The sequence below is a fragment of the Acidovorax sp. ST3 genome, from assembly GCF_003231145.1.
Classification (GTDB): domain Bacteria; phylum Pseudomonadota; class Gammaproteobacteria; order Burkholderiales; family Burkholderiaceae_C; genus Acidovorax.
The window spans coordinates 533,683-560,614 of the sequence record NZ_QKVP01000004.1 but is presented as its reverse complement, the minus strand read 5'-3'; the positions used below and the strand labels follow the sequence as shown (position 1 = coordinate 560,614).

Here is a 26,932-nt window from a genome sequence, read left to right as displayed (position 1 = left end):
AGTAAAACCAAGAGAGCACCTGGATGACGGCGCCTTTCACTCGGGGGCGTTGGTCAAAGGAATCATGGTTTGCTCTGCTTGTTTTTGTCTTGGTTTCAGCCGTCGCGGCGACGCTGTACGGCCCGTACCTGGAGAATCCGTTTGTTTTTGACGACGGCAATCTCTTCTTCACGTCCCGGCTCACCACTGCGGCAATAGAGCCCTGGGAACTGCTGACCCGGTCGTTACCTTACTTCACTCTTGGCTGGGTACAAACACAGTTCGGCAGCATGGAGGCGCATCGGCTCATCAGCTTGATGCTTCACATTCTGGTCGCTTGGCAGCTCTACCAATTGCTCAAGCAGCTACTGCTTCTGGATGTGGGCCGAAACGAACCCGCAGATCGAGAGCAGGCCGACGTCGTTGCGGCATTGCTGGCTATTGTCTTTGTGGCGCATCCGGTAGCCGTGTATGCAGCAGGCTACCTCATTCAGCGCACCACTGTCATGGCCGCGCTGTTCTCACTGATCAGCCTGCGATATTTGCTAATGGCGCTGCAGGAGGGCAGCTTTTTCAAGGCACTGCGAGCAGCGCTGATGTCGTCATTGGCCATGCTGTGCAAAGAACATTCCGTGACTGTTCCGTTTGCAGCCTTGTCCCTTGTTCTGATGCTGGAGCGCATGGATCGGCGCACGGTACAAATTTGCGCCACCTTCATCGGCGCAAATTTGCCCGCCATTGCACTGGTGTTTAGCGTAGGGATGGGATTCGTTGGCCAACCGTACGAACCCAGACTGAGCGACCTAGCAGGTGAAATATACGGCCTGCCTGCATTCGAGGGTCGCGGCGATCGATGGCTGTTTTCGGCCTACACGCAGGCCCAGCTTTACTACCAATACTGGCTGCAGTGGTTGGCACCTTCCACAACCAGAATGTCCGCAGACTTGCGGGTCGATTTTCTTCAACCCTGGACCTCCGCTAGCGCTTTGCTGCAATTGGGCCTGTTTGTCGCCGTGCCTTCTGTGGTGGCAGGCTTTTCGCTGCGGACGGGCAAGCACCGCTTGTTCGCTTTTGGTCTCGCATTCAGCGCTTTGCTGTTTATGGTTGAGTTCAGTCTTGTACGCTTTCAGGAGCCGTATGTGCTCTACCGTAGCTATATCTGGGCCATTGGGTATGCTGCGACGGTCGCCGCTTTGGCACGACACCTACCGTGGCGTATGACACTTGCACTTGGCGTCTTGGTGCTCCCTCTTTTGTTCGTGCAGTCGCAAGACCGGCTTGATAGCTTTTCTTCAAGGGCAGCTCTCTGGGAAGATGCTGCTGCCAAACTCCCAAAACCTGAAGTTGCAGGAGCGAGCCGGATCTTCTTCAATCGGGGCAACGAGCGTTTCCAGAAGGGCAACATGGAAGGTGCACTGCTGGATATCAGCAAGGCCATCGAATTGAGCCCCGGAAACTCCAGTTTCTACCTTGCCCGCGCGACTACGCTCACTCGGATAGGTCGCCCTCAAGAAGCACTTTCTGATCTGGAAAACGCCGAGCGGTTGACTCCCCAGGACGAAGCGCGAATTTGGTTTGAAAGATTTCGCGCGCTTCATGCCCTGCGACACCCTGGTGCTGAAGATGCGCTGCAAACTGCCGCGCGCCTGGGGAGTTTTTCAGCCCGATATGTTATTGAGAAACGTCGGAGCAAAGGCGCTGACGTAGAAGTATTTGTTGAAGGAACCCGCTGAGAATGGCGATCAAATCCACGATATTCAAAGCGAACCTTGCGATCGCCGACATCGACCACGGCTACTACGCCGACCATGCGCTCACCCTGGCACGCCACCCCAGCGAAACCGACGACCGCATGATGGTGCGGCTGGCAGCCCTGGCCATTCAGGCGCACCAGCTCAATGACCTGTGCAATGGCGACGCCACACTCGCGTTCGGCGCAGGGCTGTCAGACCCGGATGACCCAGATGCATCGCTGACGGACTTTACCGGCCGTAAACGCGTGTGGATCGAAGTAGGGCAGCCGGAAGACAAGCCCCTGACCAAAGCCTGCAGCAAGGCCGACTCGGTGATCGTGTACTGCTTCAACCACGCGGCCGAGATCTGGTGGAAGGGCATTGAAACCAAGCTTTCGCGGCTCGACAAGCTGCAGGTCTGGCGCATTCCGACCGAGGCGTCGCAGGCGCTGGCACAGCTGGCCGAGCGCAGCATGCAGCTGCAGGCCACAGTGCAGGAAGGATCCATCACCCTCAGCAGCACACAAGGCAGCGTGCATGTGGAGCCTGTACGCTGGAAGTGAGGGCGTTTTGGGGCAAAATCCCTGGTAGCGCCAGAGGAATATGCCGCAATTGCTATTAAATATATAGCAAACCACCCAATGCCGTCAGTCGCGCGGCATGAACGCTCCGCAATTCCAGCACTGTTCAAAACCGCCTTCCACCAACTCGCCACAGAGACAGGCCCAGTGGCGCTGCGGCAGGTTGTGTAACTCTTGCAGCAAGGCTTGTGCACGCGCAGCGTGCTCTTCGTGGTCCAGCCAGATCTCGGGCAGGCACTGATCGGGTGGCAGGTGTCCGGCGGCAGCGCCCAGGTACTGGCGCTGCACAGAGGCCGTCATGCCCGCTTCGCACAGCAGATCCGCCCACAGGGTGGCGATGGCGATGTTCGGAGCTTGGGTCAGGCGCAGCATGGCGCCACCTTAGCGGTTTGCCGGGCGAGCGTACAGCCCATCGCCCATCAACCTACCCCGCCGTTGGCGCCCCTGGCGCGGTCACGCCCTCTGCAGCGCGCTCGGCATATCGGTTGAAACGCCAGGCCGAGTGCTCCAGCGTGATACGGCGCCACACCCCCCGCTTTTCCGTCGGAGTGTACGAGGGCCAGAATTGCACCTCGTCGAAGGTGCGCCCGCAGCCCTTGCACAGGTCGTCGCCTTGGCTGGTGGAGCAAATCGCGATGCAAGGTGTGTCGGGCGTCGTGTCGTACCAGGCCTGCCATGCCGCCATGGCTGCGGAAGGCAGGCTGTCCTCGTCGATCTCTGTGGTGTGCCCGTAGACCATCAGCGCATAGACCTCCCCCAGGGCCTGGACCTCAGGCGCCAGACCCAACCCATCGGGTGATGCGGGCGCGCGGTGCCGCCAGTGATTGATGGCAGCTTCGATGTCGGTGATGTGGATGGCAGCCATGAAAGGGGGACAAGGGACGCGCAAGCGCAGGGGCACAAGAGGGGCTGGATGATAGCGGCCCGCCACAAGGGATGCTGGCAGTGGTGGTATCCGTCGTATCTCCCCGGGCGAGGCAGCACGCCCAGCCCCACCCCGGCGTGTACGCAGTAACCACAACACCCCGGCCCTTGCGCTGCCTCGCCGGTAATGTTCCAATCGCGGTCTCGAAGGGGAGTAGCTCCCGCCTTGCCAGCCAGCCCACCGCCATCCGGGCTTGAGCAGCACAAGGCATCGGATTTGTCGTCAATACGAAGCTTTGCTTCCGGCAATCCGGGTTCACGCACAACCAGCTTGTGTAGAACTGAGCAAGACCTTTGATGGGCCCACCGTGGGCTGATCAAGGCCGTCTCTTCGCTTGCCATGTCTCCCCTGTCTGGGGCAAGCCTTCCTTGACCAGGTCACCGTAAGCCCCCTATCCCTGCGGGGGACTCGGCGCTACAGTGGCGCCAGGATCCTCGTTTCGCGCCGCTGACATTGAGGAATTTATGGACTTTTTGGCTTCGCCCGAATTCTGGCTCGCACTCGGCCAGATCATCATCATCGACATCCTGCTGGGTGGTGACAACGCCGTGGTCATTGCCCTGGCCTGCCGCAAACTGCCCCCTGCACAACGCACCAAGGGCATCATCTGGGGCACTGCGGGCGCCATCGTGCTGCGCGTGATCCTGATCGCCTTTGCGATGACCTTGCTGGCGCTGCCCTTCCTCAAGTTCGTGGGCGCGCTGCTTCTGGTGTGGATCGGTGTGAAGCTGCTGGCTCCCGATGAAGAGGGCCATGGCGACGTGCAAGGCAGCGACAAGCTGCTGGCTGCCATCAAGACCATCATCGTGGCCGACCTGGTCATGAGCGTGGACAACGTGATCGCTATTGCCGGCGCGGCCCAGAACGCAGGCGACCATTCGTTCCTGCTGGTGGTGCTGGGTCTGCTGATCTCTATCCCGATCATCGTCTGGGGGAGTCAGCTGGTCATCAAGCTCATGGAGCGGTTTCCCCTCATCATCACGCTGGGTGGCATGCTGCTGGGCTGGATTGCCGGCGGCATGCTGGTCACCGACCCAGCCCTCGCCAACCCTGACAAGTGGCAGTGGATGCTCAAGATGCCCGTCGATAGCGTGAGCGGCGAAGTCACCGATGTCGTGAAGTACGGGGCCAGTGTGGCCGGTGCGCTGCTGGTTTTGCTGGCGGGCAAGATCATCCTGGCTCGCCGTGCCAGTGCTGGCTCGGCACCGGCTGGGCACTGACCGCTTCACGCGAATTGCATTGCATCTGACGCGGCGCAGGGGGCCATACCGCTCCCCTGTGGTCAGCATCACACCTGGAGGTGGGTATGGACAGAGTCATCGTGTATGTAGACGACGCAGCGTACGCACAGCAAGTGCTGGCACCCCTGTGTGGGCGCCCAGCCAGCGCACACACCCATTGGGTGCTGGTAGCGTGTGCGCCACGCATGACCCACCGTGTCAGCAAATGGGTGAGCCACAGCACCCGCGAGAACTGGCGTACCAAGTGGGCGGATAAGCTGTTCGCACAAATTGTTCCGACACTTCATACCCCCTCGGGGGCTGTAACCACCGTGGTGGCCAAGGGCCCGTTGGCCGAGCTCACGGCTCAACTTCAGGCAGATGCCGGCGGCATGGTGACCGCACCCGTGGTGGACGCGCGCCGACCCAAGTCCGAGCCTGTGCAGCCCACTGGCCGCGTGGACGGGCGCTGGTCGTCACTGTCGGGCACGCTAGGCAGCGTGCTCACCGGCTTTGGTGTGTTGTGGGTGCTGGCGCTCGAATAGGCCGGTAGGTGTGTGTGGCCAGGCAAGCCACATCCAATGATTGCGGCACAGCAGGCCAGTGCTATTCTCCGGCCATGCGACTTCTTCTGAAATGGCTGCTCAGCGCTGCATCGCTGCTGTTTGTGGCTTACATCTACAGCGGTGTGGAGGTGAAAAGCTTCACCTCGGCGCTGATCGCGGCCTTCGTGATCGGCCTGTTCAATGTGGTGCTGCGACCGGTGCTGGTCGTACTCACGTTACCCGTCACCATCGTTACGGTCGGGCTGTTTCTCTTCGTCATCAACGCACTCATGTTCTGGGCAGCGGCCAGCGTGCTGGACGGCTTCCACGTCGCCGGTTTTGGGGCTGCACTGCTGGGTTCGCTGATCTACTCGGTGCTGGGCTTGGTCATCGAATCAGCGCTCGGCGGCCTGTTCGCGAAGAAGTGACTCCATCGAGCGCAGACGCGTGTCGATGATGGAGGCCTCAATGTGGTCCACTGCCGCACCGCCTCGGCGAGCCATATCCTGGCCGGCCTTGAACCGGTCTACAGCGGCGGCATAGTCATAGCGCGCAGCCTGCGCTTCGGCCTCCGCACGAATCGCCCTGAGCGCCTGGCCTTGTGCTTGCCAGGTGGACGCCAGTAGTTGCCATACAGTCGCATCCTTGGGGTGGGTTGCCACCCAGGTTTGCAAGGCTTGCGTGGCGTCAGCGGGTCGGTTGGCGCGCAGCAGGGCTTGGGTACGCAACACAAGTTCTGGCCTGCGTGCGTTGGTGCCATCTGGAATGGACGGCAGGGCCGCAGATGCATCGCCAGCTGCCAATTCGGTCTCTGCCACCAACAGGCGTGCCAGGCGATGCGCAGCGGCGTCCTGTCGCACCAAGTCGTCCAGTTGGCGCGTGATCAGACGCGCATTTGCCGCATCACGCAACTGGCTGCTTGCCAACGCCGCCGCATACAGCGCGCCGGCCCGTCGCGGAAGTGGCTGCGACTGAAACCCAGAGCCCTTGGGCTCCGCGATCCACTGGCGCAAGGTATCCACTCCGGGGTTAGACAGCACACGCGCCCGCGCAGCCACCATGGCGTGTTCGCTGGAAACCTGCATTGCGGTGCCCGGCGCAGATGCTGCACCCGGAGGGATGCGCGACTGCATGTCTGCCATACGCTCCGTGGTCAGCGGGTGGCTGCGCAAATAAGGCCAGGACCCATTGTCATTGAGTCGATTGGCTTGCTGCAGCTTTTCAAACATGCTCACAAACCCTTGGGGCGCAAAACCTGCGGGGGCCATCAGCCCGTAGCCAATGCGGTCCGCCTCACGCTCCATGTCCCGCGAGAAATTGAGCTGATTCTGAATGGCCAAGGCCTGGCCTCCCAGGACCAGGGCCTGCGTGGCGCCTGGGTTCTTGCTGGCCGCAAGCGCACCCAGCACCATGGCCCCCAGCAGCAAGGGCGTCTGCTTGCTCTGCTGCGTGATCAGTCGCGAGATGTGACGCTGGGTCACATGGCTCAGCTCGTGCGCCAGTACCGAGGCCAGTTCATCGCGCGTGGCCACCACACCGATCAACCCCAGATGCACCCCCAGGTACCCACCGGGCAAAGCGAAAGCATTCACCGTGCGATCGCGTCCCAGCAGGATTTCCCAGGCAAAGCGTTCGTCCAGCTCGATGCTAAGTTCACCGCGTGTCTTGGCCGCTGAAAGGAGAGGCTGCCAGATTCCCTGCACATAGTCGGCCACGACCGGGTCATCAACGTAGTCTGGGTCGCGGTACAACTCGCGGATGATGCGGTCGCCCAAGCGGCGCTCGGCGCTTGTGGTGAGGTCGCTGGTGTCGCCGAGGGTAGGGAGGGTAGTTGGGGCTGCAATAGGGTTCAGGCAGAACACCAAAGCTAGCGCCACAATGAAGGGTGCCTTCCTCACAAGCAGAACAATATGACTTCGCTTCGAAATTCGCATCAAAGAGAGTCCAAAGGAAGGAACTCCAGTGGTTCGGCGGTGTTGCTGTCCAACAGGACAGTCCACACATGGTCGCGGCCCACTAGCGGCAGGGTTCGCAACTGTGTTATCGACTTTCCTGTACGTTCTATGGCACTCCCAATAAGCGCGGAATGATTGGGGAAGCGGGAAATCAGATCTGCCGCTGGCTTTGCCGCCTCGAGTATCCGCACAGTGCCATCAGCATAGGGCCTCCATAAATCTGTGCGCGCCGCCAGCGGAACACCACCGATAGCAGCCATCGTGGCGTCAAACTCCTCCGCAGCATCCCTGAAAGGACGCAACGTAATCGCAGTAGGACCAGTAACGGGTAACTTCTGCAGTGATGCAGGCGCCTTGTCCAAAAAAACTGGATCCACTTCAATGGCATGAACTACGCTCATGCGGGAGTACTCAAAAACAAGGTGTACCGGACGTGCCACAAAAACCGTCCACAGACCGTAGCTGAGAGCAGCCATCTGCAACAAGCCAACAACGGTGAAGTCCATAGCCATCTCTTGCCGGGGCTTAGTGCTGTTAAAGATGATCAAAGTAATGAGCGGCCCCATGACTACATCCACGCCCGCCACGAGGAAGAAAAGCGCTCGCCCTCCGGAGATTTCGCGGTACGGGTAGGGATACCACAACCCAAATACAAGAATGGCAGCCAAAGAAGCAACACAAAGGCTAATACTTAGGTGGATGCCGCTGGCGCGCAAACGTCTTTTCCAGTTCTGCATGGGCGTATGATTCTTTCATTTGATGATTGTTCAACCGCCGGTTGTTCGCCGCCGCTTTTTAACGCATGTCCACGCTCACTCACTTCGATGCCCAAGGTCAGGCCCACATGGTGGACGTCGCTGGCAAAAAAGCGACCCATCGCGTCGCTGTGGCTAGCGGTCATATTGAAATGTTGCCAGAAACGTTAGCGCTGATTGAGTCTGGCACTGCCCACAAAGGGGATGTGTTGGGCATAGCTCGTATTGCAGGCATTCAGGGAGCAAAAAAAACCAGCGATCTTATACCGCTGTGTCATCCTCTAGCGTTAACTCGGGTCGCAGTTGAATTTGCATCAGTTCGTGCAAACGAATCGGATGCTATCGGCATAACATGTACTGCAACTGTAGAAACGATTGGCCCAACTGGCGTCGAAATGGAAGCGCTCACCGCTGTGCAGATTGCATTACTCACCATCTACGACATGTGTAAGGCAGTAGATCGGGGGATGATAATCCGCGACGTACGAGTCAAGGAGAAGCATGGAGGGAATTCAGGGAGCTTTGTAGCATGCTAGGTGGTGCGCAGTTTACGAGAGCACCCATTAGACGGTAGAGAATCGCCCAAACTGCTTATTGTTCAATTAGAAACTCAGTACTGGGAAAGTTTGTTTTCCCTAGTTCAGGGTGTTTGCCCTTAGCGAGAACTTCCCAATGCTTTTTTGCACTCTCACATACGCTCTTGGGCTGCATAAAACACAATTTTTTCAGCGTCATCGCAGCATCCTCTGGACGATCATTGAGTGATAGGGCCGAGGCGTATTTAAACATGGGCGCGGCGTAGGCGAAACGCTCAGACACTCGACGCATCCATTCAAGCTCCTCCTCTGACATGCCTGATCTAGCTTCAGTGCGAGAAAATTTTAGGAATTGTTGTAGACCAATTAGCAGAATTGCACGAGGTGGTTCAGTTTTTTCAAGGTCTCCTATCCGCGCCTCCTGAAAGCGCATCAAACTCCAATCAGCCTCCATTGGAAAATATTCGATCGCAGCGGATGATGTTAAGCCCGCCGCAAAAACTCCAAGACCGAAAAGAACGCCTCGCGTCATTGGAGTTAGATATGATCTGCATGCCGCATTCAAAGGCATACATTTTTCACGTGACAAGAACCCCATGAAAAATCCGACAGGTAGCAAGAAATATGCATAGCTCAAAGGATATTCCACCATCGCATGGTTAAAAACCACGGCGACACCCAAAAGAGTCGCCCAGCTTGTAGGACTGTCACAACTTCTTACTTGGTGAAAAAACCAGAATGCAAGTCCGATGACCACGAGAATTGCAACCGGCAGACCATTCCAAAGTGCTAGATCAAGTAGCAGGTTGTGGGAGCTTTCAAGCAACAGATGCGTAGGAGGGTGATTCAAGGCGACTGCTATTTGAGCCACACTTATTTGCCCCCATCCATAACCAAACCATGGCGCCCTTCCTATTGCATCCCCAAGAGAAACCCAAATCACTTGGCGAATGCCTGGTGTACTCATGCGCTCCAAGGCCGTATTCACACCTGAACCCAGCAGAAGCCATTCATCCAGGACCGGCCACAGCCAAGTCATTCCCAAATAGAAAGATAAGATCAAGAGGATTGCGGTCGGACTAGTGCGCAAATGGCAACGCTTGCGCATGAGCGCATAAGCCGGCAGTAACCAAAGAAGTGCAAGTAGCACGGAGCGCGACCCAGTCATTACTAGCGCCCAGAGCAGCAGGACAATCGCAAGTATGGCGTAGCATGCACGCAATCGACGCGCTTCCCATAGATACATTAAACCGGCAGCACCGAGCAATATTAGTGTCGCGAGCTGGTTCGGTTGAGCCAAGTTACCAAATGGTCGACTACGTGGGGGCATTTCAACAATGAAAATGCCCTGATGCGTTGGTAGGAGCCATTGGTGAAATGCGATTAGGGCAGAAAGCAGGGCTGCAACCAATAGCGCCGTCCACAAGACCTCGACTGCCGGTAGGTCGGATTTTTTTGGAGACGGAGGTACTATTTGTACACATTGAGCGCCCGCATGGGAAGATAGCGCGAAGCCCAGAAGATAAAGACACGACATCCACCCATCAGTGGAGAAATAAAGTTTCCCAGCAGCTATTTGCAATATTGGAACTACAGCTAAAACAATGGCACCATATGTGATCGCTGGAACATGGGAGCTTCTCACAATTCCCCATGCCAATAGAGGAGCAAACGCGATTGCCGCAGCCATCTCTTGGTGAAAGCTCAACCATGGGGAGTAGTGGTTTGGCAGCAAGTAGGCAATACACGAGACCACGCCAGCCCAAAGGAGCGTTTTTTCCATAGCAGAAGGTGTCAAAAAATGATTGACAACAAAGAAGAAAGCGGCGTACCTGACGGCACACCGCTTCTTCGGGAAACATCTGTCTTAAGGACAGAATTCACGTATTAACCATTAGCCGCGGCAAGAACCAGGCAGATACTTTGCAGGCATGGGCGCTGCACCACCAGGGCCGCACACCCACTTGTAAACAACAACGTTGATGTTATTGTTTGCAATCGCTGTGGACTCAGTCAAGTAAGGAGTCATGATGATTGTCTTGCTCGCAGCCTCTTTGAGGCTAGCATCGTCAGAGGAGGTAATAGTCACAGCACCCGTGTTGCTCGTCCGGATGGACTGAACATACTTTGTCGGCTTGCTGGCAGCAACGTTGGCGGTATTTTGCTCGCAGCCCCATGTATCAGCAGCAGGCAGAACATTACTGGAAATGCTCTGAATCGTCTCCGTGATGCTGGTACGGCACTGAGAGCCCGCCAGAATCACCTCAGACACTTTAGCCCGGATGGTGTAGTCCTGATACGCAGGCAACGCCACAGCAGCCAAGATACCGATGATCGCGACCACGATCATCAATTCGATCAGGGTGAAACCCTTTTGGATAGAACGCTTCATGAAGAACTCCTAGAAAAATTGCAAATGCGCGGTAGTAATGCAATTGCTGTGCCTAGCCAACATCTACTCACTGTTCAGCCCAAACCGCTAGGAGAGACCATACGTGCAGGCCACTAATATTTCTTCGTATCGACCTCACAGCCAAAGTGGGGCCTCCACGAAGACCAGTTCATCAAGCGCCCTCGCTGCGTATTCCGTGAAGACGCTGCCCGCAAGTGCTAGCCCTCTTATATCTAAGCCTGCAGGTCAAGCGAACTCAAACTGTCTCGGCATTACATTTTTGTCGCTCAGTATTGTCACAACCCATCCCCGTCTCCTTACACCAGCATCGTTTGCCCTGCAGTCAACCAACGGATGTCATGCTGGTTTTGATCAATGCTTGTGCTGGAGTCAAACCGCTTGATTTCATCAACGATGAGCGAGGTTTCCGACGGCTTGGTGTGCGTGATGTAGATGGGGTAGTGGTTAGCTGCCGGGATATGAGCTAGCTCCTGCGCCAAGGCCTCGGGGGAGAGATGCAGACTTCGCCGGGCCAGATCTCTTTCACGATTGCTGAAGGCTGTTTCGATCACTAAACAAGCCACCTTCAATGTGTTGATCCGATTCCAGAATGGGGGATTGCGTTCGGTGTCACCGCTGAAAACCCACCACCCAGAATCTCCTTGCACGGCAAACCCCACGGCAGGGACGGTATGGTGGGCTGGCAGCACTTCGATCTGAACACCTGAGATGCTCAGTACGTCACCGCATACAAAAGCTTGATACTGCAGAAATGGGGATGCAGCAGACGGTATCGCGCTGAAATCCGGCCAGATGACGTTGTTGAAGACATGCGTCTGCAGCGCAGAGATGGTGGCAGCCAGGGCGTGCACTTGCACCGGACGACTACGCTGTGACGACACCGCGTCGAGCATCAAGGGCAGCGCGGCGATGTGATCCAGGTGGGAATGGGTCAGCAACACATGGTCAATCTTGCCCATCTCTTCCAGCGTCAGGTCGCCCACGCCGGTGCCAGCATCGAGCAAGATGCTGTCACCAATCAAGAACGATGTCGTGCGACAGTCCTTGGCAATAGCGCCGGAACACCCCAGCACACGAACCTTCATGTAGAACCCTCTACTTGGTATCGAAATTGGTGGCGCTGTCCCAGTCAGGATTAAAAGGCAACCCACGCAGGCCTTCGACCCGTGCAGCATACAACTCGTAGAGAGTGCAACGAGGTCTGAGGCCTCTCAACTGCGCCATCAGCTTGTCGCATTGTGCCCATTCCTGTGCCGCATAGGCTCGCAGAAAACCCTCCCATACCACCAGTTCTTCGGCGAGTTCGGCGGGTAGGTGATCCCGGGGCGCCAGCGGCTGGTAAATCGGTACGGCCTGCGCCTTGCCCTTGACACGAACGCGATCCATGGCCTGCCATGCAAACTGAGGGGCGAGCTGCATGGCAGATTCACTCACCACAATCGACGTGCCGTAGTGTTTGGACAGCCCCTCCAGGCGCGAGCCCAGGTTGACCGCATCCCCGATGACTGTGTAGCTGCGCCGGATGTCCGAGCCCATATCTCCCACGCACATGACGCCCGTATTGAGCCCAATGCCCACTCCGATCTCGGGCAGGCCGCGCTGGCGATGATTGGCGTTGATCTGCCCAATGGCCTGCGACATTTCCAGGGCCGCAGTCACCGCCAGCTGCGCGTGGTCTGGCGTCGCCACGGGCGCACCCCAAAACGCCATGACGCAGTCGCCCATGTATTTGTCGATGGTGCCGCGGTGGCTGCGGATGATATGGGTGAGCTTGCTGAACACTTCATTCAGCAACCCTTGCAGTTGCAAAGGCTCCATCCTCTCAGACATGGCGGTGAAGCCGCGCATGTCGCAGAACATCACCGTCAGCTCCCGGTTGGTGGCCTGCATGCTGTAGTGCTCTGGCTGCTTGACCATTTCGGCCACCAGCTCTGGAGGCACATAGGCGCTGAACAGCGCTGCGAGTTCGCGCTTAGACCGGCTCTCCACAAAATAACCGTAGGCCATGTTGAGCGCGAAGGCCAACATGGACATCACCACCGCCGTAGCCAGTGGCAACGCCAAACCTTGCGCAATGTACATCCACAGGTTCAGCCCCACTAGCGCAGAAACCACGCCGGCGCTCAGCAAGACCGCTGAAGATGCAGACAAGAGTGGCAATGCCACCGCCAAAAGTAGCCCTGCGCAGAGGAGCTGCAGCACATCGAACCCGGCGGCATAGTCGGGCCGAACGATGCTTTTGCCATCTAGAAATGCCGACAACACGTTGGCATGGGTTTCTACGCCAGGGTAGGTTCTGCCCACTGGCGTCACACGCAAATCGAGCAAGCCAGGCGCGGTGGACCCGACCAGCACCAATTGATCCTTGAGCTGGCCAGGTGGGAGCACGCCATCCAGAACGTCCGACGCTGAGATGTACCGAAAGGAGCCCCCTTTAGCATCTCCCGGTCCCCGATAAGGAATGAGGGTGGCCAGTTGCTGGTCTACAGGGAGCGCCAGCGTGCGACCGTCCTGTCGCAACACGATGCTTTGCAGCAAATCATGCGTCCCAACCGGTGTGGGGTTCACAAAGCCCGGATGGATTTCTGGCAACCCGATGGCTGTGCGGAACATGGCCAGCGCCAGCGACTCGTAATACTGCCCTTGGTACTCGGCCAACAACGGCAAGGAGCGAACGACCCCGTCCTCGTCCGTGATGGAGTTGAAGAACCCAGCAGCAGGCGCTGCGCGGGTCAGCGCCTCGATGTTGCTGCTATAGCCGCGCCAGGTGGTTGCTCCCAGCGGCAGGCCCCGTAATCGCTCCAACGGGAGCGCAGGGTCCGGCAGCATGCCTTTCGTGATGCCGTCGCGGTCTTCGCCCGACAGGTAGTAGCCCAGCACCACGGGCTGCCCACGCAAGGACTGCGCAAAAAGCGCGTCGTAGTCCAGCGACGGTGCCAGTCTTTTCAGTTGCTCCTGGAAGGCCGGCTGGCTGCGCAAAGGGCCTTGGGCCAGCTCTTGCAACGTAGAGAGACCTGAACTCTCGTCGGACTCGGCAAACAGAACGTCAAACCCGATGACCGACACTTGCTGGCGCTCAAACAGTTCGCGCACTAGCGCGGCCATTTTGTCCCTGCGCCAGGGCCATTGGCCCACACGCCCCAGACTTTTCTCGTCGATATCGACAATGACGATGCGCTCGTCCAGCGTTCGAGGCATGGTCACCCGCAGGCGGGTGTCGTAGATGATGTTGTCCAGTCTCTCCAACACCTGAAGGTGGAGCACATCGGCCACATGCAGCAGTGCAAAAACCAGCGGTATCAGAGTGACTGCAATGCGCCGCCAGCGTCGGCGGAACAGGTGCGACAGGGACTGCAGCATGGGTCCACGCGCAAGGAGAGAAGATTCAGGTCAGCAGAGGCCCGCGGCCATGGCGCGGGCCCATGCCAGGCATCAGGTCTGTTCGAACTGCATTTCGGTGCCAGCCAGCTCCAGGCGATCACCGTGCTTGAGAGGTACGGGCGAAGCACCAATGGCCGCACCGTTGAGCAGCGGCATTTCAGGCCCCTCCACGTGAGACAGGACAAAACCTTGGTGCCGCTTGGTGATGGATGCCACGGCCACGCCAGGCTTGCCAATAGTAGTCACGACCTTTTGCAAGGACACCTCGCGCCCCGCTGCAGCGCCCGACATGACACGAATCACCGCTGAAATCGGAGCGGGCGCAGGGGCGGCTGGCGCGGGCCTGGCGGCGGCCACTGCAGGCGGCACCATGCCGGGCTTGAAGATCATGGTCTTCTCGAAATTCTGACCTTCGGCATCCTGCAAAAAGCGGATCTTGTACTTGCCCACCTCGACCGTGTCGCCATTGCGCAGCTCCTGGCGCTTGACGGCCTTCGCATTCACGTAGGTGCCGTTCGTGCTGCCCAGATCCTCAATCTCCACATCGTGTCCCACCATGTGGAGCACCGCATGTTCACCGCTCACCGCGAGGTTGTCGATCACGATGTCGTTGTATGGGCGCCGACCAAGCGTAGTCCGCTCCTTGGTCAGCTGCACTTCCTTGATAACAACGCCGTCGATTGAAACGATCATTCTCGGCATGATCCACTCCTGATGTGATGAATTGTTGTAGTTCGGGCCGTTCAAGAGGCCCCTAGCAATCGGGACATGAGGCCGCGCTTCTTGCCTCCTGCGGCAGCCTGCACCAGCAGCACGCTCACGTTATCACGACCACCGTTGGCATTGGCGGTGTCAATGAGCAGTGTCGCTTTTTCTTCCAAAGGCATGGGCGCCCGTACCAGCTCCGCCAGATCCGAATCGGACACCATGTCGGTGAGTCCGTCGGAGCACAGCAGGAACAGGTCATTCGGCGCCACCTGGAACTCGTTGACTTCCATCAGCACATTGGGCTCCACACCCAGGGCCCGCGTCACCAGATTGCGATTGGAAGACAGGGCCGCCTGCTGCGCCGTCAACAGCCCTGCATCGACCTGCTCCTGCAACCAGGAATGGTCGCGCGTGATTTGCTGCAAAGCACCATCGCGCAGGCGGTAGCAGCGGGAATCGCCGATATGCCCCAGGATCAGGCGGCTGCCGTGGAACACCGCCACCACCAGCGTCGTGCCCATGCCCGCGTACTGCGGGTTAGAGAGCGACGCTCCCAAAATGGCATGGTTGGCGTTCTCGACGCAGATTTCCAGCGCCCTGCGCACGTCCGTGGACTGAGGGCTTGCACCTGCTTGGGCCAGCCAGCGGGCCATCTCGGTACGGATGAAGGTGGTGGCCATGCCGCTGGCCACCTCACCCGCGTTGTAGCCGCCCATGCCATCGGCCAGTATCGCGACCTGCGCATCGCGGTCAACGGCGACCGCGTCTTCGTTGTTGGAACGCACGCGGCCCTTGTCGGTCCGCGCAGTGAATTCGTAGGTCATGGATGTGGAGGCGTGCGTCATGGGGCGCCCGAAATCGGCGGGGCTGCCGCACCCCGCACGGCGGGGGGCTCCATCACGGTTTCCTGAAAATCCGCCATTTCTTGCCCTGTTGCATCGCGGTCCGCATCATAGACGACTGCCTCAGTGCTGGATTGCGCGTCGCCCGCCAGGGCCTGCCGCAGGTCCGCCGCAAACTGCCGCCCGGTCTGATAGCGTGCCTCAGGGCGCTTTTGCAACGACAGCGCCACCACCTTGGCCACTGCCGCTGAAAGTTCAGGGCGCAGCTGCCGCACATCGGGAGCCTCCACGCTCGCAATCTTGTGCATCAGCTCGGTCATGGACGCACCCCGCAGCGGGAGCGTACCCGTCAGCAACTGGAAGAGGGTGATACCCAGCGAATAAAGATCCGAACGCCCGTCGACCTTCTTTCCGGCCAATTGCTCCGGGGACATGAAGCTGGGGGTCCCCAGAACGAGCCCCGTGCGGGTCTTGCTCGAATCCGTGATCCGCGCAATGCCGAAGTCCGTCACCTTCACCGCGTCGGTACCGCTGTCAAACATGATGTTGGCCGGCTTGATATCGCGGTGCACCACGTTGTGGGCATGGGCATAGTCCAGCGCATCGGCCACCCTGGCCGCAATGGAGAGCACGGTGGAAACTGGCAGCAGCCGGTCCTGGCCGCAAGCATGGGTCAGATCCTCGCCTTTGAGGAACTCCATGGCGATGTAGGCCAAGTCATGCTCCTCGCCGGCATCAAAAATGGTGACGATGTTCGGATGCTGCAATCGCCCCGCAGTTTCGGCCTCGCGGAAAAACCGCGCGCGCGCATCAATCAAGGCATCGCCTTCAAACTCCTGTCCCAAGGCCAGCGTCTTGATGGCCACGACGCGGCCGATCTTGGGATCGCGCCCCAGATACACCACCCCCATGGCACCTTTGCCAATTTCGCGATCAATCTGGTAGCGGCCCAACATGGGCACGCCGACGCTCGCATCGCCTGGCAGGCGGGGTGTTGCGGCGGAGGCGCCAGGCAAAGAGTCTGTGGCGCCCTGCGGAGCTTGCGCCCCCCCTTGAGCCTGCGCCTTGGCACGCTTGTAGCGGCTGCGAGCGTCCTTGTAGTGCCGGTCATGGCGCAGGATATGTTCGTATACCGCCTGCGCCTTGCCGAAGTGGCGCTTGCGTTCGAAGTCCTCCGCCAGATGGTAGAGATTGTCCAGAAGTGCGCCGCTGGCAGGCACCTTGCGCAAGCGCTCAAAGGCCATGTCCAGCTGCCCTTGGCCTTGCAGGGCCAAGCCCATCATGCGGTCGGCTTCGGCGGCTTCGGCAGAGCGCGCGGAGGTTTCGCTGCGCTGCCCCCGGTGCAAAAGTGCCACGACGGTGGTACCGGTCAGTACGGCCAGAACAGGCAACAGCAAAGAAAGCCACAAACCGCCGTAACGCAAAAGCGTCCACTCCGTGGCAACACCCGCAAGCACGAGCCCGGCCCCCACCGCCACCACCAAGGGCCGCGCCAAACGGGGCGCTACCAGCACCACATAGAGCAGCGCCAGCGCTAACACCAGCCAGGTGACCGGCATGGCCCAGCCTGGTTCGACTACCCCCAATCCGAGGCGCATGGACGACACGGCTTGCGCAAGCTCCTCCACGGGATGGACGAGACGCTCTCCCACCCTCACTGCGGTAGCGCCCGGCGCATCTGTCATTTCGCCCACCAGCACGATCTTGCCCTTGAGGCTGCCGGTGGGAGCAGTTCCGTCGAGCACATTTGCAGCTGAGAGCGTTGGGAATGTACCTGCACCGTCACCGGACACCTGCCAGCGAGGGCGCAGCATGACTCCTGCATTGCTGGGAATGTTCAACCCGCCTAGGCGCAAGCCCTCCAACGCATCCAGCGCCCGAAGGTCATCCAGGCCCAGGTGCAGGCTGTGTTGTACCGCCAGCAACGCCAAGGACGGCACCCCGACGCTGTCGTAGCGAAGCAGCAGAGGAATCTGGCGCACACGGCCGTCGTTGTCGGGCTCTGCGTACACATGCCCCACTCCCGCAGCCACCGTTCCCAGCGACGGGATGGGGTGCTGCGCGGATTGCAGCGTGGTTGCAGTCGTACCCGGGTCGGGTGCCGTGCTGCGGCGTACGTACGCGGGCAGAGGGGCTGCAGCACCCGCATTTTCATACCGCGAGGCCAGGAACACATTGCCCGCCCGCTGGATGGATGCCGTCAGACGCGCATCTCCGTCCAGTGCGGCTTCTGCCTCTCCCACCACGCGGCCCAGTTCGGCTGTCAGCGGGGTTATTTCTGTCGAGGTTGACAGGGTGTCGCGGATTTTGCGCAGATAGGCCAACCCCCTGTCACTCTGGGGCTGCGTGAACGCGGGAGTGTAAACAACGGTTTGGGCACCGGCTGCGGACAGGCGATCAATCAAGCGGGCATGGATGTCGCGCGACCAGGGCGACGGGCCCTGTGCAGCCAGGCTGGCATCGTCGATGCCCACAATCACCACGTCGGCCAGCGGGGCGGGTGACGAAGTGCGGATGGCCGCGTCGTAGAGCTTATGTTCAAGCGTGAGCGATGCGCCCGTCACTGCGCACAGGCCTGCAACAGCCAATGCCACCAATCCGCCCCACAAGCCATCGGTACGCCATCCACCCATCCGCCGCGCCGAGGTTTTTCGTCCCACTTGCTGTTGTTCCACTCAGTATTGGGTGGGTTTCAAGCAATAACCGCGCCCAGGCAAACACAGGCAGTCGGGACAGCAGAGACAAGGGGATGGGCGGCGAATCGGCCCCCCGGGGCAGCGTCAGGTGCCGTTCTTGTCACGCAGCCTTTCCATGGAAAGTGACTGCCGTGCCATTTTTGTCACACGTTGTATCTGACACAGCAGCCGAGGCCTGCGCGCAAGCCCCGGCCGCAGCTTCAGCCATCAGGTGACGGAGGCGCTGTTCGACCCCTTGCGCCAGAACTTGCCGACGCCTACGACCAGCGCAGCGCCGAGTGCGGCCGCCACATAGTGCAGTGCGGGATGCGCCACCGCATAGTCGTGCAAGATAGCATCGCTGGCGATGGTTTCACCACCCACCCAGCCAATCAGGGCAGCGCCCAGCACCACGATGATGGGGAAACGCTCCATGAGCTTGATCATAAGGGTGCTGCCAAAGATGACCAGCGGAATGCTGATGGCCAAGCCCAGCACCAGCAGCACCACGTTGCCCTGGGCCGCAGCGGCCACGGCGATCACGTTGTCGAGGCTCATCACCAGGTCGGCAATGAGGATGGTGCGAACGGCGGCCATCAGGCTGCCATAGGTCTTGGACTCTCCCTCTTCCTCCTCGTCATCGCTGAGCAGCTGATAGCCAATCCACAGCAACAGGCAGCCGCCCACGATCTGCAGGAACGACAGCTCCAGCAGCTTGGCCGCCACCACCGTCAGCAAGATCCGCAGAACCACGGCGGCGCCAGAGCCCCAGAACACGGCTTTCTTTTGCTGATGGGGGGGAAGGGACCGGGCAGCCAGCGCGATGACCACCGCGTTATCGCCCGAAAGAATGATGTTGATCCAGACGATCTTCACCAGGCCGATCCAGAAATCGGCGCTTTGCAGAAACTCCATGACTGACTCCACTGTTATGAATGCAAGAAGCGCCCGGAACCGGGGTTCCGAGCGCTTCTCTTTTTGTTGGAGCCGCCAGTCTAGCGGTCTGTGCCGAGCGCCGCGTCCGTAATTGTGCTTACGGTCGCGACAGGGCAAGGCAACTTACTTCAGCTGGGCCTTGAGCAGCTTGCCCAGTTCAGACGGGTTGCGCGTGATGACGAAGCCCGACTCTTCCATGATGGCGAGCTTGGCGTCGGCCGTGTCAGCACCGCCGGAGATCAGCGCGCCAGCGTGGCCCATGCGCTTGCCGGGAGGGGCCGTCACGCCAGCGATGAAACCGACCACGGGCTTCTTCATGTTGGCCTTGCACCATTGGGCGGCTTCGGCTTCGTCAGGACCGCCGATTTCGCCGATCATGATCACGGCGTCGGTGTCCGGATCGTCGTTGAAAGCCTTCATCACGTCGATGTGCTTGAGGCCGTTGATGGGGTCCCCACCAATGCCCACGGCGCTCGACTGGCCCAGACCCACTTCGGTCAGCATGGCCACGGCTTCGTATGTCAGCGTGCCCGAGCGGGACACCACGCCAATACGTCCCTTGCGGTGGATGTGACCGGGCATGATGCCGATCTTGATTTCGTCAGGCGTGATCAGGCCAGGGCAGTTGGGGCCCAGCAGCAGGGTCTTCTTGCCACCGGCAGCTTCCTTGGCCTTCATCTTGTTGCGCACCATCAGCATGTCCTTGACGGGAATGCCTTCGGTGATGCAGATGGCCAGGTCCAGGTCGGCTTCGACGGCTTCCCAGATCGCGTCCGCAGCGCCTGCAGGAGGCACATAGATCACCGACACGGTGGCGCCGGTCTGCTGGGCGGCTTCCTTGACGGAGGCGTAGATTGGGATGTTGAAGATCGACTCGCCGGCCTTCTTGGGGTTCACGCCCGCCACGAAAGCGTTCTTGCCGTTCGCGTATTCCTGGCACTTTTCAGTGTGGAACTGGCCAGTCTTGCCCGTGATGCCCTGGGTGATGACCTTGGTGTCTTTGTTGATGTAGATCGACATGTGTGTTCTCCGGGCTTACTTGACGGCAGCAACGATCTTGGTCGCAGCTTCGGCCATGGTGTCTGCAGCGATGATGGGCAGGCCGGACTCGGCCAGCATCTTCTTGCCCAGCTCTTCGTTCGTGCCCTTCATGCGCACGACCAGCGGCACGTTCAGGTTCACAGCCTTGCAAGCGGTGATCACGCCGGTGGCGATCGTGTCGCACTTCATGATGCCGCCGAAGATGTTGACCAGAATGCCCTTGACCTTGGGGTTCTTGAGCATGATCTTGAAGGCTTCGGTGACCTTCTCGGGGGTAGCACCGCCGCCCACGTCCAGGAAGTTGGCTGGCTCGCCGCCGAACAGCTTGATGGTGTCCATGGTGGCCATGGCCAGGCCCGCGCCGTTCACCAGGCAGCCGATGTTGCCGTCCAGGCTGATGTATGCCAGGTCGAACTTGGAGGCTTCGACCTCGGCAGGGTCTTCTTCGTCCAGATCGCGGAAGGCCACGATTTCGGGGTGGCGGAACAGGGCGTTGGCGTCAAAGTTGAACTTCGCGTCCAGGGCCATCAGGTTGCCCTTGGAGTCGCAGTTCAGCGGGTTGATTTCCACCAGCGACGCATCGGTGTCCATGTAGCACTTGTAGATCTTGGCGAAGATGTCCACAGCCTGGTCGATGGAAGCGCCGGTCAGGCCGATGGCAGCAGCGACCTTGCGGCTTTGCGCTTCAGTGATGCCGGTCAGCGGGTCGATCATCTCGGTGACGATCTTCTCGGGCGTGGAGTGGGCCACCTCTTCGATATCCATGCCGCCTTCGCTCGAAGCGATCAGGGCGACCTTCTGCGTGGCGCGGTCGGTGACCAGCGAAACGTACAGTTCGTTCTTGATGTCGGCGCCGTCTTCGATGTACAGGCGGCGGACCTTCTGGCCTTCAGGGCCGGTCTGGTGCGTGACCAGTTGCATGCCCAGGATTTCGCTGGCGCGAGCCTTCACGTCGTCAATGGTCTTGGCAACCTTCACGCCGCCGCCCTTGCCACGGCCACCGGCGTGGATCTGGGCCTTGACCACCCACACGGGGCCGCCGAGCTTCTGGGCTGCTTCCACGGCTTCTTGCACCGTGAATGCGGGAATGCCACGCGGAACGGGCACACCAAAATTGCGCAAGATTTCCTTGCCTTGGTATTCGTGAATCTTCATGAGGTCTCTCTCAGGGAAGGGTGGTAGTTACCCGTTTACCATGAACAGTTGTCTGGCCGCGGGCTTGGGACATGGCAACCTGCGACTGTATCATGCTGCAACGCACCATCCTTGTGCCTGGCTTACATCCAGGGTTGGCGTCGCAGCCTTTCCCATCCCTTTTGCCGGCAGACGCTGCCGTCCCTTTTTTGCAGGAGCACCTCCATGTCCAAAGTCTTTATTGATGGCGAAGCCGGCACCACAGGCCTGCAGATCCGCGAGCGTCTGCAGGCCATGCCGCAGATCGAGCTGGTCAGCATTGCGCCCGAGCTGCGCAAAGATCCTGCCGCCAAGCGCGACCTGATCGCGGGGGTGGATCTGGTGGTGCTGTGCCTGCACGACGACGCCGCGCGCGACACCGTGGCCATGGTGGACGAGATCGAGCGCAGCTCGGGCCGCAAAGTCAAGGTCATCGATGCCAGCACCGCGCACCGCACGGCCGATGGCTGGGTGTACGGGTTTCCAGAACTCGCAGCATCGCAGGCACAGGCAGTGCGCGAAGCCAGCCGCGTATCCAACCCCGGCTGCTACGCCACAGGGGCCATTGCCATCTTGCGCCCGCTGGTCGATGCGGGGCTGATCCCTGCGGACTACCCCTTGAGCCTGCCCTCGGTGTCGGGCTACTCCGGCGGTGGCCGCACGATGATCGAAGCCTACGAGGCGGGCACCGCAGCGCCCTATGAGGCGTATGCGCTGGGCCTGTCGCACAAGCACATCCCCGAGATCCTGCGCTACACCGGGCTCACACGCCGCCCGGTGTTCATCCCCGCCGTGGGCAACTTCCGCCAGGGCATGCTGGTGCAGTTGCCGCTACACCTGGACCTGCTGCCCGGCGCCCCCAAGGCCAGCGACCTGCACGACGCGCTGGCTGCCCACTACAGCCGCACCAACACGCCCGAACAATGGGTGAGCGTGCTGCCGCCCACCGGCGATTTGAAGCTGGCGGCCGACACGCTGACCGACACCAACAAGCTGGAACTGCGCGTGTTTGCCAACGAGCAATACCGGCAAGCCGTGGTCATTGCGCGCCTGGACAACCTGGGCAAGGGCGCCAGCGGTGCCGCCGTGCAGAACCTGCAGTTGATGCTGGGCGTGTAACCATACCCCAGCGCTTCAGAAGGGGGCGAAAGCCCTGCTTGTGAGCAGTGCGCTCACCCCTCGTCGGAATCGTCGGCGCCCTGCACGGCGCGCCGCACCACATCGCCTGAGAACCCCCGCGTCAGCAAGAAGCGCATCTGTTTGGCGCGGGTTTGCGGGTCTGCGGCGGGCTCGCCAAACTTGCGGCGCCACACCTCGCGGGCACGCTCCAGTTCGCTGCCCTGCAGCTGGGCCACGGCGTGCTGCACGGCCTCTGCGCCCAGCCCTTTGGATTGCAGCTCTTGCCGGATGCGCGATGCACCCAGGCGACCGGCGCGCCGGTTCAGCACCGACTCCACGACCCGCGCCTCGCTGATGAAGTCCCGGGCCTGCAGGTCGTCCAGCACGGCCTCCAGGTCTTCGCCCTCTTGCACATGGGGGCTGAGCTTGCGCTGCAGCTCGGCCCGCGAATGTTCGCGCTGGCTCAGCAGCCGCAGTGCACGGCCTTTGAGCGAGAGCGCAGTGAATCCCATGGCTGACCAAACGCTATATTTTCAATAGCTGCAGGCGCATATGGAATGTTCACCTGCAGGCCATTTGGCTTCAAAAACCGTCAATCACTCGTCGGCAGCCGCTGCCGGGGCCTGCAGTGCGCCAGGCAGCAGCGCAATGCCCAGCCCTTCACGCACCTTGTTTTCAATTTCACGGGCGAGGTCGGGGTTCTCGCGCAGGAACTCGCGGGCGTTGTCACGGCCCTGGCCGATCTTCTCGCCGTTGTAGGCGTACCAGGCGCCGCTCTTTTCGATGACCTTGGCGTTCACGCCCATGTCGATGATCTCGCCTTCGCGGCTGATGCCTTCGCCAAACAGGATGTCGAACTCGGCCGTCTTGAAAGGCGGGCTCACCTTGTTCTTGACCACCTTGACCTTGGTCTCGTTGCCGATGGCTTCGTCGCCCTTTTTGATGGTGCCGGTGCGGCGGATATCGAGGCGCACGGAGGCATAGAACTTGAGCGCGTTACCGCCGGTCGTCGTTTCGGGCGAGCCGAACATCACGCCGATCTTCATGCGGATCTGGTTGATGAAGATGACCATGCAGTTGGTCTTCTTGATCGTGGCGGTCAGCTTGCGCAGCGCCTGGCTCATCAGGCGGGCCTGCAGGCCTGGCAGGGCATCGCCCATCTCGCCTTCGATTTCGGCCTTGGGTGTGAGCGCGGCCACCGAGTCCACGATGATCAGGTCCACGGCACCGGAACGCACCAGGCTGTCCACGATTTCCAGGGCTTGTTCACCCGTGTCGGGCTGGCTGATCAGCAGGTCGGACAGCTGCACGCCCAGCTTCTGGGCGTATTGCACATCCAGGGCGTGCTCGGCATCGACAAACGCGCAGGTGCCGCCCTGCTTTTGCATCTCGGCCACCACCTGCAGCGTGAGCGTGGTCTTGCCCGACGATTCCGGTCCGTAGATCTCGACCACACGGCCGCGCGGCAGGCCGCCCACGCCCAGGGCAATGTCCAGGCCCAGGGAGCCGGTGGAGACCACCTGGATGTCCTCGATCACCTCGCCTTCACCCAGGCGCATGATCGTGCCCTTGCCAAATTGCTTCTCGATCTGGGCGAGCGCGGCGGCCAGGGCCTTGGCCTTTTCGGTGTTCACGGGCAATGCGGGGTTGGTGCCTTTGACTGCGACGTCCATGAGAAACTCCTTGAAAAACAACAGGTTGGATGCTTGCATTGCTCTGCGGTTAATCACAGGCTGGATGCTTGAACAGTAGTTTATGCGAGCAATGAAATCCAGATAAAGCGATTTTTAGTCAGTTTGCCTGACAATATCGCATGGCCGATTTTTCTCCTGCCGCCGTCTCCACCCCATCCGCCCCGGGAGCTGATGACCGCTGGCGCCAAACCCACCTGGGCCGCCTGATGGGCAGTGCATTGCGCCGCTTCGACGCGCGGGCGCTGCAGCTCATGGCGCACAACGTGGAGGTGCCGCTGGCGCTGTCCAACCTGGCGGCGCGCGACCAGGTGACGGCCGCCCATGTGCACATCACGCGCCACCTGGCCTTGCAGGGCGACCGGTTGACCGACCTGGCCCAGCGCGCGGGCATGACCAAGCAGGCCATGGCCAACCTGGTGGACCAGTGCGAGGCCTGGGGGCTGGTCACACGGCAGGCAGACCCGCTGGATGCGCGGGCGCGACGCGTGTGCTTCACGCCCACCGGCCTGGCGTGGCTGCAAGCGTTCCGGGATGCAGTGGCGCAGGCCGAGGCAGAGTTCCGCGCCGAGGTGGGTCAAGACGTAGCCACTGTGGTGGCGATCGGGCTGGAGGCCTATGCGGGCGGCGATACGGGTGTCTGAGCCCCCACAGGCTCAGCGCACGCCAGCAACCATTCCTTGAAGCACTGCAGCGCGTGCAGTTGCGTGCGGCCTTCGGGGTAGCAGAACCAATAGCCCACATCGCTCCGGTAGCCGCCGCGCAGGTCGGCATCGGGCAGGGGCTCGCGCACCAGGCCCGCCGTGATTTCGTCTTGCACCAGGCAGCGCGGCACCAGCGCCAGGCCCATGCCTGCCATCACAGCGCGGATCATGGTCTGGAACTGGTCAAACTGCGGCCCAGCCAGCGGGTCGATGAGGCCCTCCACCCCATGCGTCTCGCTCCAGCGCAACCACGCCTCGGGCACGGTCACGTGGCGCAGCAGCGTGTAGCGGGCCACATCGCGCGGGGTGTGGATGGGCCAGTCGGCCACCTTGGTGCGGGGGGCGATTAGCGCCACCTCGTTGCCCGTGATGTGATGGGCGTGCGCGCCGGGCCAGTGGCCGTCGCCGAACAGGATGGCGCAGTCCAGCTCGGGGCGGGTGAAGTCGTAGCTGTGCACATAGGGCACAAAGTGCAGCGTGATTTGCGGGTGCTGCTGCTGGAACTGGGGCAGGCGCGGAATGAGCCACTTGGCCGCAAACGTGGGCAGGCTGGACAGGTGCAGCGCGCCGCCGCCGTCATCGCTGGTGATCAGCTCCAGCGTGGCCGCCTCCAGCTGCGCCAGCACGCCGCGCACGGCCTTCTCGTAGCGCTCGCCCGAGGGGGTCAGCGCCAGGCGCTTGCGGCTGCGCTCGAACAACGGCACGCCCACCCAGCCCTCCAGCTCCTTGACCTGCTTGCTGACCGCGCTTTGGGTGAGGTGCAGGGCGTCGGCCGCGCGGGAGACGCTGCCAAACCGCGTGACCATGGAGAACGCGCGCAACAGGTGCAAAGGGGGCGACAACCGGCGGAGGGAGGACATGGGCTCAGCGCTTGATCATTCCGTTATGGAATGTTATCAGGCCCAACCATTGCTTGTTGATTGAGAGCAGCCTCCGTAACCTTGAGGCTCCCCAACAGGAGAATCCTCCATGCAACGCCGTCATATGCTCTCAGCGCTGGCCGCTGTATCTTTCTTTCCTGGAATATCCTTGGCGCAAGAGGGCAAGCCCCTGCGCATCATCGTGCCCTTCCCCCCGGGCGGAGCGACCGACATCACGGCCCGTAGCCTGCAAGAGCCGCTGGCGCGCATCCTCAAACAGCCCGTGGTGCTGGAAAACCGGGGCGGCGCAGGTGGCTCCATCGGCATGGCCGAAGTGGCGCGGGCTCCGGTGGACGGCCTCACCCTGGGGGTGGCCACGCTGTCCACCCATGGCGTGAACCCCGCCGTCTACAGCAAGCTGCCGTACGACCCCACCAAGGACTTTGTGGGCGTGACCGAGATCGTCAAGGCGCCTGGCGTGATCGTGGTGAACCCGACGGTGCTGCCCGTCAAGGACCTTGCCGAGTTGGTGAAATACCTCAAGGCCAACCCCGGCAAGGTGTCGTACGCCACCCCCGGCAACGGCACCATCGGCCACATGTGGGGCGAGCTGTTCAAGCGCGCGTCGGGCACCTCCATGGTCCACATCGCCTACCGCGGCGCGGGTCCGGCCATCAACGATGTACTGGCGGGCCAGGTGGGTGTGTACTTTGACCAGGTGGCCTCATCGCTGCCGTACATCAAGGCGGGCAAGCTCAGGGCGCTGGCCGTGTCCTGGCCCGTGCGGCTGGACGTGCTGCCCGACGTGCCCACCTACGCCGCGCTGGGCTACAAGCAGGCCAACGAACCCTCGTGGTTTGGCCTGGTCGCCCCCACGGGCACACCCACCGCCGTGGTGGACCGCATTCAGCAGGCTGTGGCCCAGGCCCTGAAGGAACCCACTGTGCGGGAGCGCCTCGCGGGGCAGGGCCTGTACCCATCGGGCACAACGTCCAAAGAGTTCACCGCGCAGATCGCCCACGAGATCGAGAAAATGAAGGGGGTTGCCGCCTACGCCAAGGTGGTGCTCGACTGACCTGACTTCCCCCGGGCCCTGAGCCCCGGGGACGGCCACAGCTGGGATGGTGAGACGACGCAGGCAAGCCTGCTTCCCGGGCCTG

The 26,932-nt window shown here is 60.7% G+C and carries 26 protein-coding genes; 9 read left to right on the top strand and 17 right to left on the bottom strand.

The window, feature by feature from the left end; genetic code table 11:
• Positions 1-23 precede the first annotated feature (23 nt).
• Complete coding sequence (locus tag DNK89_RS15245; RefSeq protein WP_153064289.1) at positions 24-1,712, top strand: hypothetical protein; 1,689 nt, start codon at positions 24-26, stop codon at positions 1,710-1,712.
• A 2-nt stretch (positions 1,713-1,714) separates the two neighbouring features.
• Entirely contained in the window at positions 1,715-2,275 is a 561-nt protein-coding gene (locus DNK89_RS15240) for a YaeQ family protein (RefSeq protein ID WP_110960780.1), read from the top strand.
• Between the two features lie 84 nt (positions 2,276-2,359).
• Here the strand turns inward: DNK89_RS15240 and DNK89_RS15235 are convergent, their stop codons facing one another.
• Positions 2,360-2,665, bottom strand: coding sequence for a hypothetical protein (locus DNK89_RS15235; protein WP_056056585.1), 306 nt, complete (start codon positions 2,663-2,665; stop codon positions 2,360-2,362).
• Positions 2,666-2,717: 52 nt separating this feature from the next.
• The gene (locus tag DNK89_RS15230; RefSeq protein ID WP_110960779.1) at positions 2,718-3,158 is read right to left on the bottom strand and encodes a DUF3717 domain-containing protein; all 441 of its coding nucleotides are present in this window, start codon (positions 3,156-3,158) and stop codon (positions 2,718-2,720) included.
• 524 nt (positions 3,159-3,682) lie between these two features.
• Between DNK89_RS15230 and DNK89_RS15225 the strand changes: the two genes are divergently transcribed.
• The 3 genes from DNK89_RS15225 to DNK89_RS15215 all read left to right on the top strand — a co-directional run bounded on the left by DNK89_RS15225 (position 3,683) and on the right by DNK89_RS15215 (position 5,411).
• Positions 3,683-4,438, top strand: coding sequence for a TerC family protein (locus DNK89_RS15225; RefSeq protein WP_056056589.1), 756 nt, complete (start codon positions 3,683-3,685; stop codon positions 4,436-4,438).
• An 86-nt stretch (positions 4,439-4,524) separates the two neighbouring features.
• Entirely contained in the window at positions 4,525-4,983 is a 459-nt protein-coding gene (locus DNK89_RS15220) for a hypothetical protein (protein ID WP_056056591.1), read from the top strand.
• A gap of 74 nt (positions 4,984-5,057) precedes the next feature.
• The gene (locus DNK89_RS15215) at positions 5,058-5,411 is read left to right on the top strand and encodes a phage holin family protein (protein WP_056056593.1); all 354 of its coding nucleotides are present in this window, start codon (positions 5,058-5,060) and stop codon (positions 5,409-5,411) included.
• On the opposite strand, the gene DNK89_RS15210 is transcribed toward DNK89_RS15215, so the two are convergent.
• Entirely contained in the window at positions 5,379-6,917 is a 1,539-nt protein-coding gene (locus tag DNK89_RS15210; protein WP_110960778.1) for a M48 family metalloprotease, read from the bottom strand. The genes DNK89_RS15215 and DNK89_RS15210 overlap by 33 nt on opposite strands.
• Positions 6,917-7,675, bottom strand: a complete 759-nt coding sequence (gene tfpZ / locus DNK89_RS15205) for a TfpX/TfpZ family type IV pilin accessory protein (protein WP_110960777.1) — start codon at positions 7,673-7,675, stop codon at positions 6,917-6,919. The genes DNK89_RS15210 and tfpZ overlap by 1 nt, the downstream gene beginning before the upstream one ends.
• A gap of 65 nt (positions 7,676-7,740) precedes the next feature.
• On the opposite strand from tfpZ, the gene moaC reads away from it, so the two are divergent.
• On the top strand, positions 7,741-8,229 hold the full coding sequence (gene moaC, locus DNK89_RS15200) for a cyclic pyranopterin monophosphate synthase MoaC (RefSeq protein WP_110960776.1): 489 nt from the start codon (positions 7,741-7,743) through the stop codon (positions 8,227-8,229).
• Between the two features lie 55 nt (positions 8,230-8,284).
• Here the strand turns inward: moaC and DNK89_RS15195 are convergent, their stop codons facing one another.
• From DNK89_RS15195 to sucC, 10 genes are all read right to left on the bottom strand, one after another.
• Positions 8,285-10,012 carry a PglL family O-oligosaccharyltransferase gene (locus tag DNK89_RS15195; RefSeq protein ID WP_110960775.1) on the bottom strand — a complete coding sequence of 576 codons (1,728 nt, stop codon included), beginning with the start codon at positions 10,010-10,012 and terminating at the stop codon, positions 8,285-8,287.
• 111 nt (positions 10,013-10,123) lie between these two features.
• Positions 10,124-10,621, bottom strand: a complete 498-nt coding sequence (locus tag DNK89_RS15190; protein ID WP_110960774.1) for a pilin — start codon at positions 10,619-10,621, stop codon at positions 10,124-10,126.
• A 317-nt stretch (positions 10,622-10,938) separates the two neighbouring features.
• Positions 10,939-11,727 carry a 3',5'-cyclic-nucleotide phosphodiesterase gene (locus DNK89_RS15185; RefSeq protein WP_110960773.1) on the bottom strand — a complete coding sequence of 263 codons (789 nt, stop codon included), beginning with the start codon at positions 11,725-11,727 and terminating at the stop codon, positions 10,939-10,941.
• Positions 11,728-11,737: 10 nt separating this feature from the next.
• Entirely contained in the window at positions 11,738-14,002 is a 2,265-nt protein-coding gene (locus tag DNK89_RS15180) for a CHASE2 domain-containing protein (protein WP_110960772.1), read from the bottom strand.
• 72 nt (positions 14,003-14,074) lie between these two features.
• The gene (locus tag DNK89_RS15175; RefSeq protein WP_110960771.1) at positions 14,075-14,725 is read right to left on the bottom strand and encodes an FHA domain-containing protein; all 651 of its coding nucleotides are present in this window, start codon (positions 14,723-14,725) and stop codon (positions 14,075-14,077) included.
• A gap of 41 nt (positions 14,726-14,766) precedes the next feature.
• Positions 14,767-15,555, bottom strand: a complete 789-nt coding sequence (locus DNK89_RS15170; protein ID WP_015016291.1) for a Stp1/IreP family PP2C-type Ser/Thr phosphatase — start codon at positions 15,553-15,555, stop codon at positions 14,767-14,769.
• Between the two features lie 17 nt (positions 15,556-15,572).
• Entirely contained in the window at positions 15,573-18,206 is a 2,634-nt protein-coding gene (locus tag DNK89_RS15165; protein WP_238990825.1) for a CHASE2 domain-containing serine/threonine-protein kinase, read from the bottom strand.
• Between the two features lie 270 nt (positions 18,207-18,476).
• Complete coding sequence (locus DNK89_RS15160; protein WP_110960770.1) at positions 18,477-19,163, bottom strand: TerC family protein; 687 nt, start codon at positions 19,161-19,163, stop codon at positions 18,477-18,479.
• Between the two features lie 144 nt (positions 19,164-19,307).
• On the bottom strand, positions 19,308-20,204 hold the full coding sequence (sucD, locus tag DNK89_RS15155; RefSeq protein WP_015016294.1) for a succinate--CoA ligase subunit alpha: 897 nt from the start codon (positions 20,202-20,204) through the stop codon (positions 19,308-19,310).
• 15 nt (positions 20,205-20,219) lie between these two features.
• Entirely contained in the window at positions 20,220-21,380 is a 1,161-nt protein-coding gene (gene sucC / locus DNK89_RS15150; protein ID WP_015016295.1) for an ADP-forming succinate--CoA ligase subunit beta, read from the bottom strand.
• 204 nt (positions 21,381-21,584) lie between these two features.
• Here sucC and argC point away from each other — a divergent pair, with 204 nt between their 5' ends.
• A complete protein-coding gene (argC, locus tag DNK89_RS15145) occupies positions 21,585-22,517 on the top strand; it encodes an N-acetyl-gamma-glutamyl-phosphate reductase (RefSeq protein ID WP_015016296.1) in 933 nt (310 codons plus the stop codon).
• 53 nt (positions 22,518-22,570) lie between these two features.
• On the opposite strand, the gene recX is transcribed toward argC, so the two are convergent.
• Together recX and recA are read right to left on the bottom strand one after the other, a co-directional pair.
• Complete coding sequence (gene recX / locus DNK89_RS15140; protein ID WP_110960769.1) at positions 22,571-23,029, bottom strand: recombination regulator RecX; 459 nt, start codon at positions 23,027-23,029, stop codon at positions 22,571-22,573.
• Positions 23,030-23,113: 84 nt separating this feature from the next.
• Positions 23,114-24,190 (bottom strand): recombinase RecA, encoded by a 1,077-nt coding sequence (gene recA, locus DNK89_RS15135; RefSeq protein ID WP_015016298.1) that lies wholly within the window; start codon positions 24,188-24,190, stop codon positions 23,114-23,116.
• Positions 24,191-24,330: 140 nt separating this feature from the next.
• On the opposite strand from recA, the gene DNK89_RS15130 reads away from it, so the two are divergent.
• Positions 24,331-24,852 carry a MarR family winged helix-turn-helix transcriptional regulator gene (locus tag DNK89_RS15130; RefSeq protein WP_110960768.1) on the top strand — a complete coding sequence of 174 codons (522 nt, stop codon included), beginning with the start codon at positions 24,331-24,333 and terminating at the stop codon, positions 24,850-24,852.
• Here DNK89_RS15130 and DNK89_RS15125 read toward each other — a convergent pair.
• Positions 24,825-25,772, bottom strand: coding sequence for a LysR substrate-binding domain-containing protein (locus DNK89_RS15125; protein WP_110960767.1), 948 nt, complete (start codon positions 25,770-25,772; stop codon positions 24,825-24,827). The two genes, DNK89_RS15130 and DNK89_RS15125, sit on opposite strands and share 28 nt — an antisense overlap.
• Positions 25,773-25,881: 109 nt before the next feature.
• Here DNK89_RS15125 and DNK89_RS15120 point away from each other — a divergent pair, with 109 nt between their 5' ends.
• A complete protein-coding gene (locus tag DNK89_RS15120) occupies positions 25,882-26,847 on the top strand; it encodes a tripartite tricarboxylate transporter substrate binding protein (protein ID WP_110960766.1) in 966 nt (321 codons plus the stop codon).
• Positions 26,848-26,932: the final 85 nt, after the last annotated feature.

Excerpts from the sequence above, each read along its gene's own strand:
- DNK89_RS15170 (WP_015016291.1), bottom strand. The coding sequence starts at position 15,555 with ATGACCTACGAATTCACTGCGCGGACCGACAAGGGCCGCGTGCGTTCC.
- tfpZ (WP_110960777.1), bottom strand. The coding sequence starts at position 7,675 with ATGCAGAACTGGAAAAGACGTTTGCGCGCCAGCGGCATCCACCTAAGT.
- DNK89_RS15190 (WP_110960774.1), bottom strand. The coding sequence starts at position 10,621 with ATGAAGCGTTCTATCCAAAAGGGTTTCACCCTGATCGAATTGATGATC.
- DNK89_RS15175 (WP_110960771.1), bottom strand. The coding sequence starts at position 14,725 with ATGCCGAGAATGATCGTTTCAATCGACGGCGTTGTTATCAAGGAAGTG.
- DNK89_RS15130 (WP_110960768.1), top strand. The coding sequence starts at position 24,331 with ATGGCCGATTTTTCTCCTGCCGCCGTCTCCACCCCATCCGCCCCGGGA.
- recA (WP_015016298.1), bottom strand. The coding sequence starts at position 24,190 with ATGGACGTCGCAGTCAAAGGCACCAACCCCGCATTGCCCGTGAACACC.
- DNK89_RS15225 (WP_056056589.1), top strand. The coding sequence starts at position 3,683 with ATGGACTTTTTGGCTTCGCCCGAATTCTGGCTCGCACTCGGCCAGATC.
- DNK89_RS15180 (WP_110960772.1), bottom strand. The coding sequence starts at position 14,002 with ATGCTGCAGTCCCTGTCGCACCTGTTCCGCCGACGCTGGCGGCGCATT.
- sucC (WP_015016295.1), bottom strand. The coding sequence starts at position 21,380 with ATGAAGATTCACGAATACCAAGGCAAGGAAATCTTGCGCAATTTTGGT.
- DNK89_RS15240 (WP_110960780.1), top strand. The coding sequence starts at position 1,715 with ATGGCGATCAAATCCACGATATTCAAAGCGAACCTTGCGATCGCCGAC.
- DNK89_RS15230 (WP_110960779.1), bottom strand. The coding sequence starts at position 3,158 with ATGGCTGCCATCCACATCACCGACATCGAAGCTGCCATCAATCACTGG.
- DNK89_RS15210 (WP_110960778.1), bottom strand. The coding sequence starts at position 6,917 with ATGCGAATTTCGAAGCGAAGTCATATTGTTCTGCTTGTGAGGAAGGCA.
- recX (WP_110960769.1), bottom strand. The coding sequence starts at position 23,029 with ATGGGATTCACTGCGCTCTCGCTCAAAGGCCGTGCACTGCGGCTGCTG.
- DNK89_RS15195 (WP_110960775.1), bottom strand. The coding sequence starts at position 10,012 with ATGGAAAAAACGCTCCTTTGGGCTGGCGTGGTCTCGTGTATTGCCTAC.
- argC (WP_015016296.1), top strand. The coding sequence starts at position 21,585 with ATGTCCAAAGTCTTTATTGATGGCGAAGCCGGCACCACAGGCCTGCAG.
- DNK89_RS15235 (WP_056056585.1), bottom strand. The coding sequence starts at position 2,665 with ATGCTGCGCCTGACCCAAGCTCCGAACATCGCCATCGCCACCCTGTGG.
- DNK89_RS15125 (WP_110960767.1), bottom strand. The coding sequence starts at position 25,772 with ATGTCCTCCCTCCGCCGGTTGTCGCCCCCTTTGCACCTGTTGCGCGCG.
- DNK89_RS15120 (WP_110960766.1), top strand. The coding sequence starts at position 25,882 with ATGCAACGCCGTCATATGCTCTCAGCGCTGGCCGCTGTATCTTTCTTT.
- DNK89_RS15245 (WP_153064289.1), top strand. The coding sequence starts at position 24 with ATGACGGCGCCTTTCACTCGGGGGCGTTGGTCAAAGGAATCATGGTTT.
- sucD (WP_015016294.1), bottom strand. The coding sequence starts at position 20,204 with ATGTCGATCTACATCAACAAAGACACCAAGGTCATCACCCAGGGCATC.
- moaC (WP_110960776.1), top strand. The coding sequence starts at position 7,741 with ATGTCCACGCTCACTCACTTCGATGCCCAAGGTCAGGCCCACATGGTG.
- DNK89_RS15165 (WP_238990825.1), bottom strand. The coding sequence starts at position 18,206 with ATGGGTGGATGGCGTACCGATGGCTTGTGGGGCGGATTGGTGGCATTG.
- DNK89_RS15185 (WP_110960773.1), bottom strand. The coding sequence starts at position 11,727 with ATGAAGGTTCGTGTGCTGGGGTGTTCCGGCGCTATTGCCAAGGACTGT.
- DNK89_RS15160 (WP_110960770.1), bottom strand. The coding sequence starts at position 19,163 with ATGGAGTTTCTGCAAAGCGCCGATTTCTGGATCGGCCTGGTGAAGATC.
- DNK89_RS15220 (WP_056056591.1), top strand. The coding sequence starts at position 4,525 with ATGGACAGAGTCATCGTGTATGTAGACGACGCAGCGTACGCACAGCAA.
- DNK89_RS15215 (WP_056056593.1), top strand. The coding sequence starts at position 5,058 with ATGCGACTTCTTCTGAAATGGCTGCTCAGCGCTGCATCGCTGCTGTTT.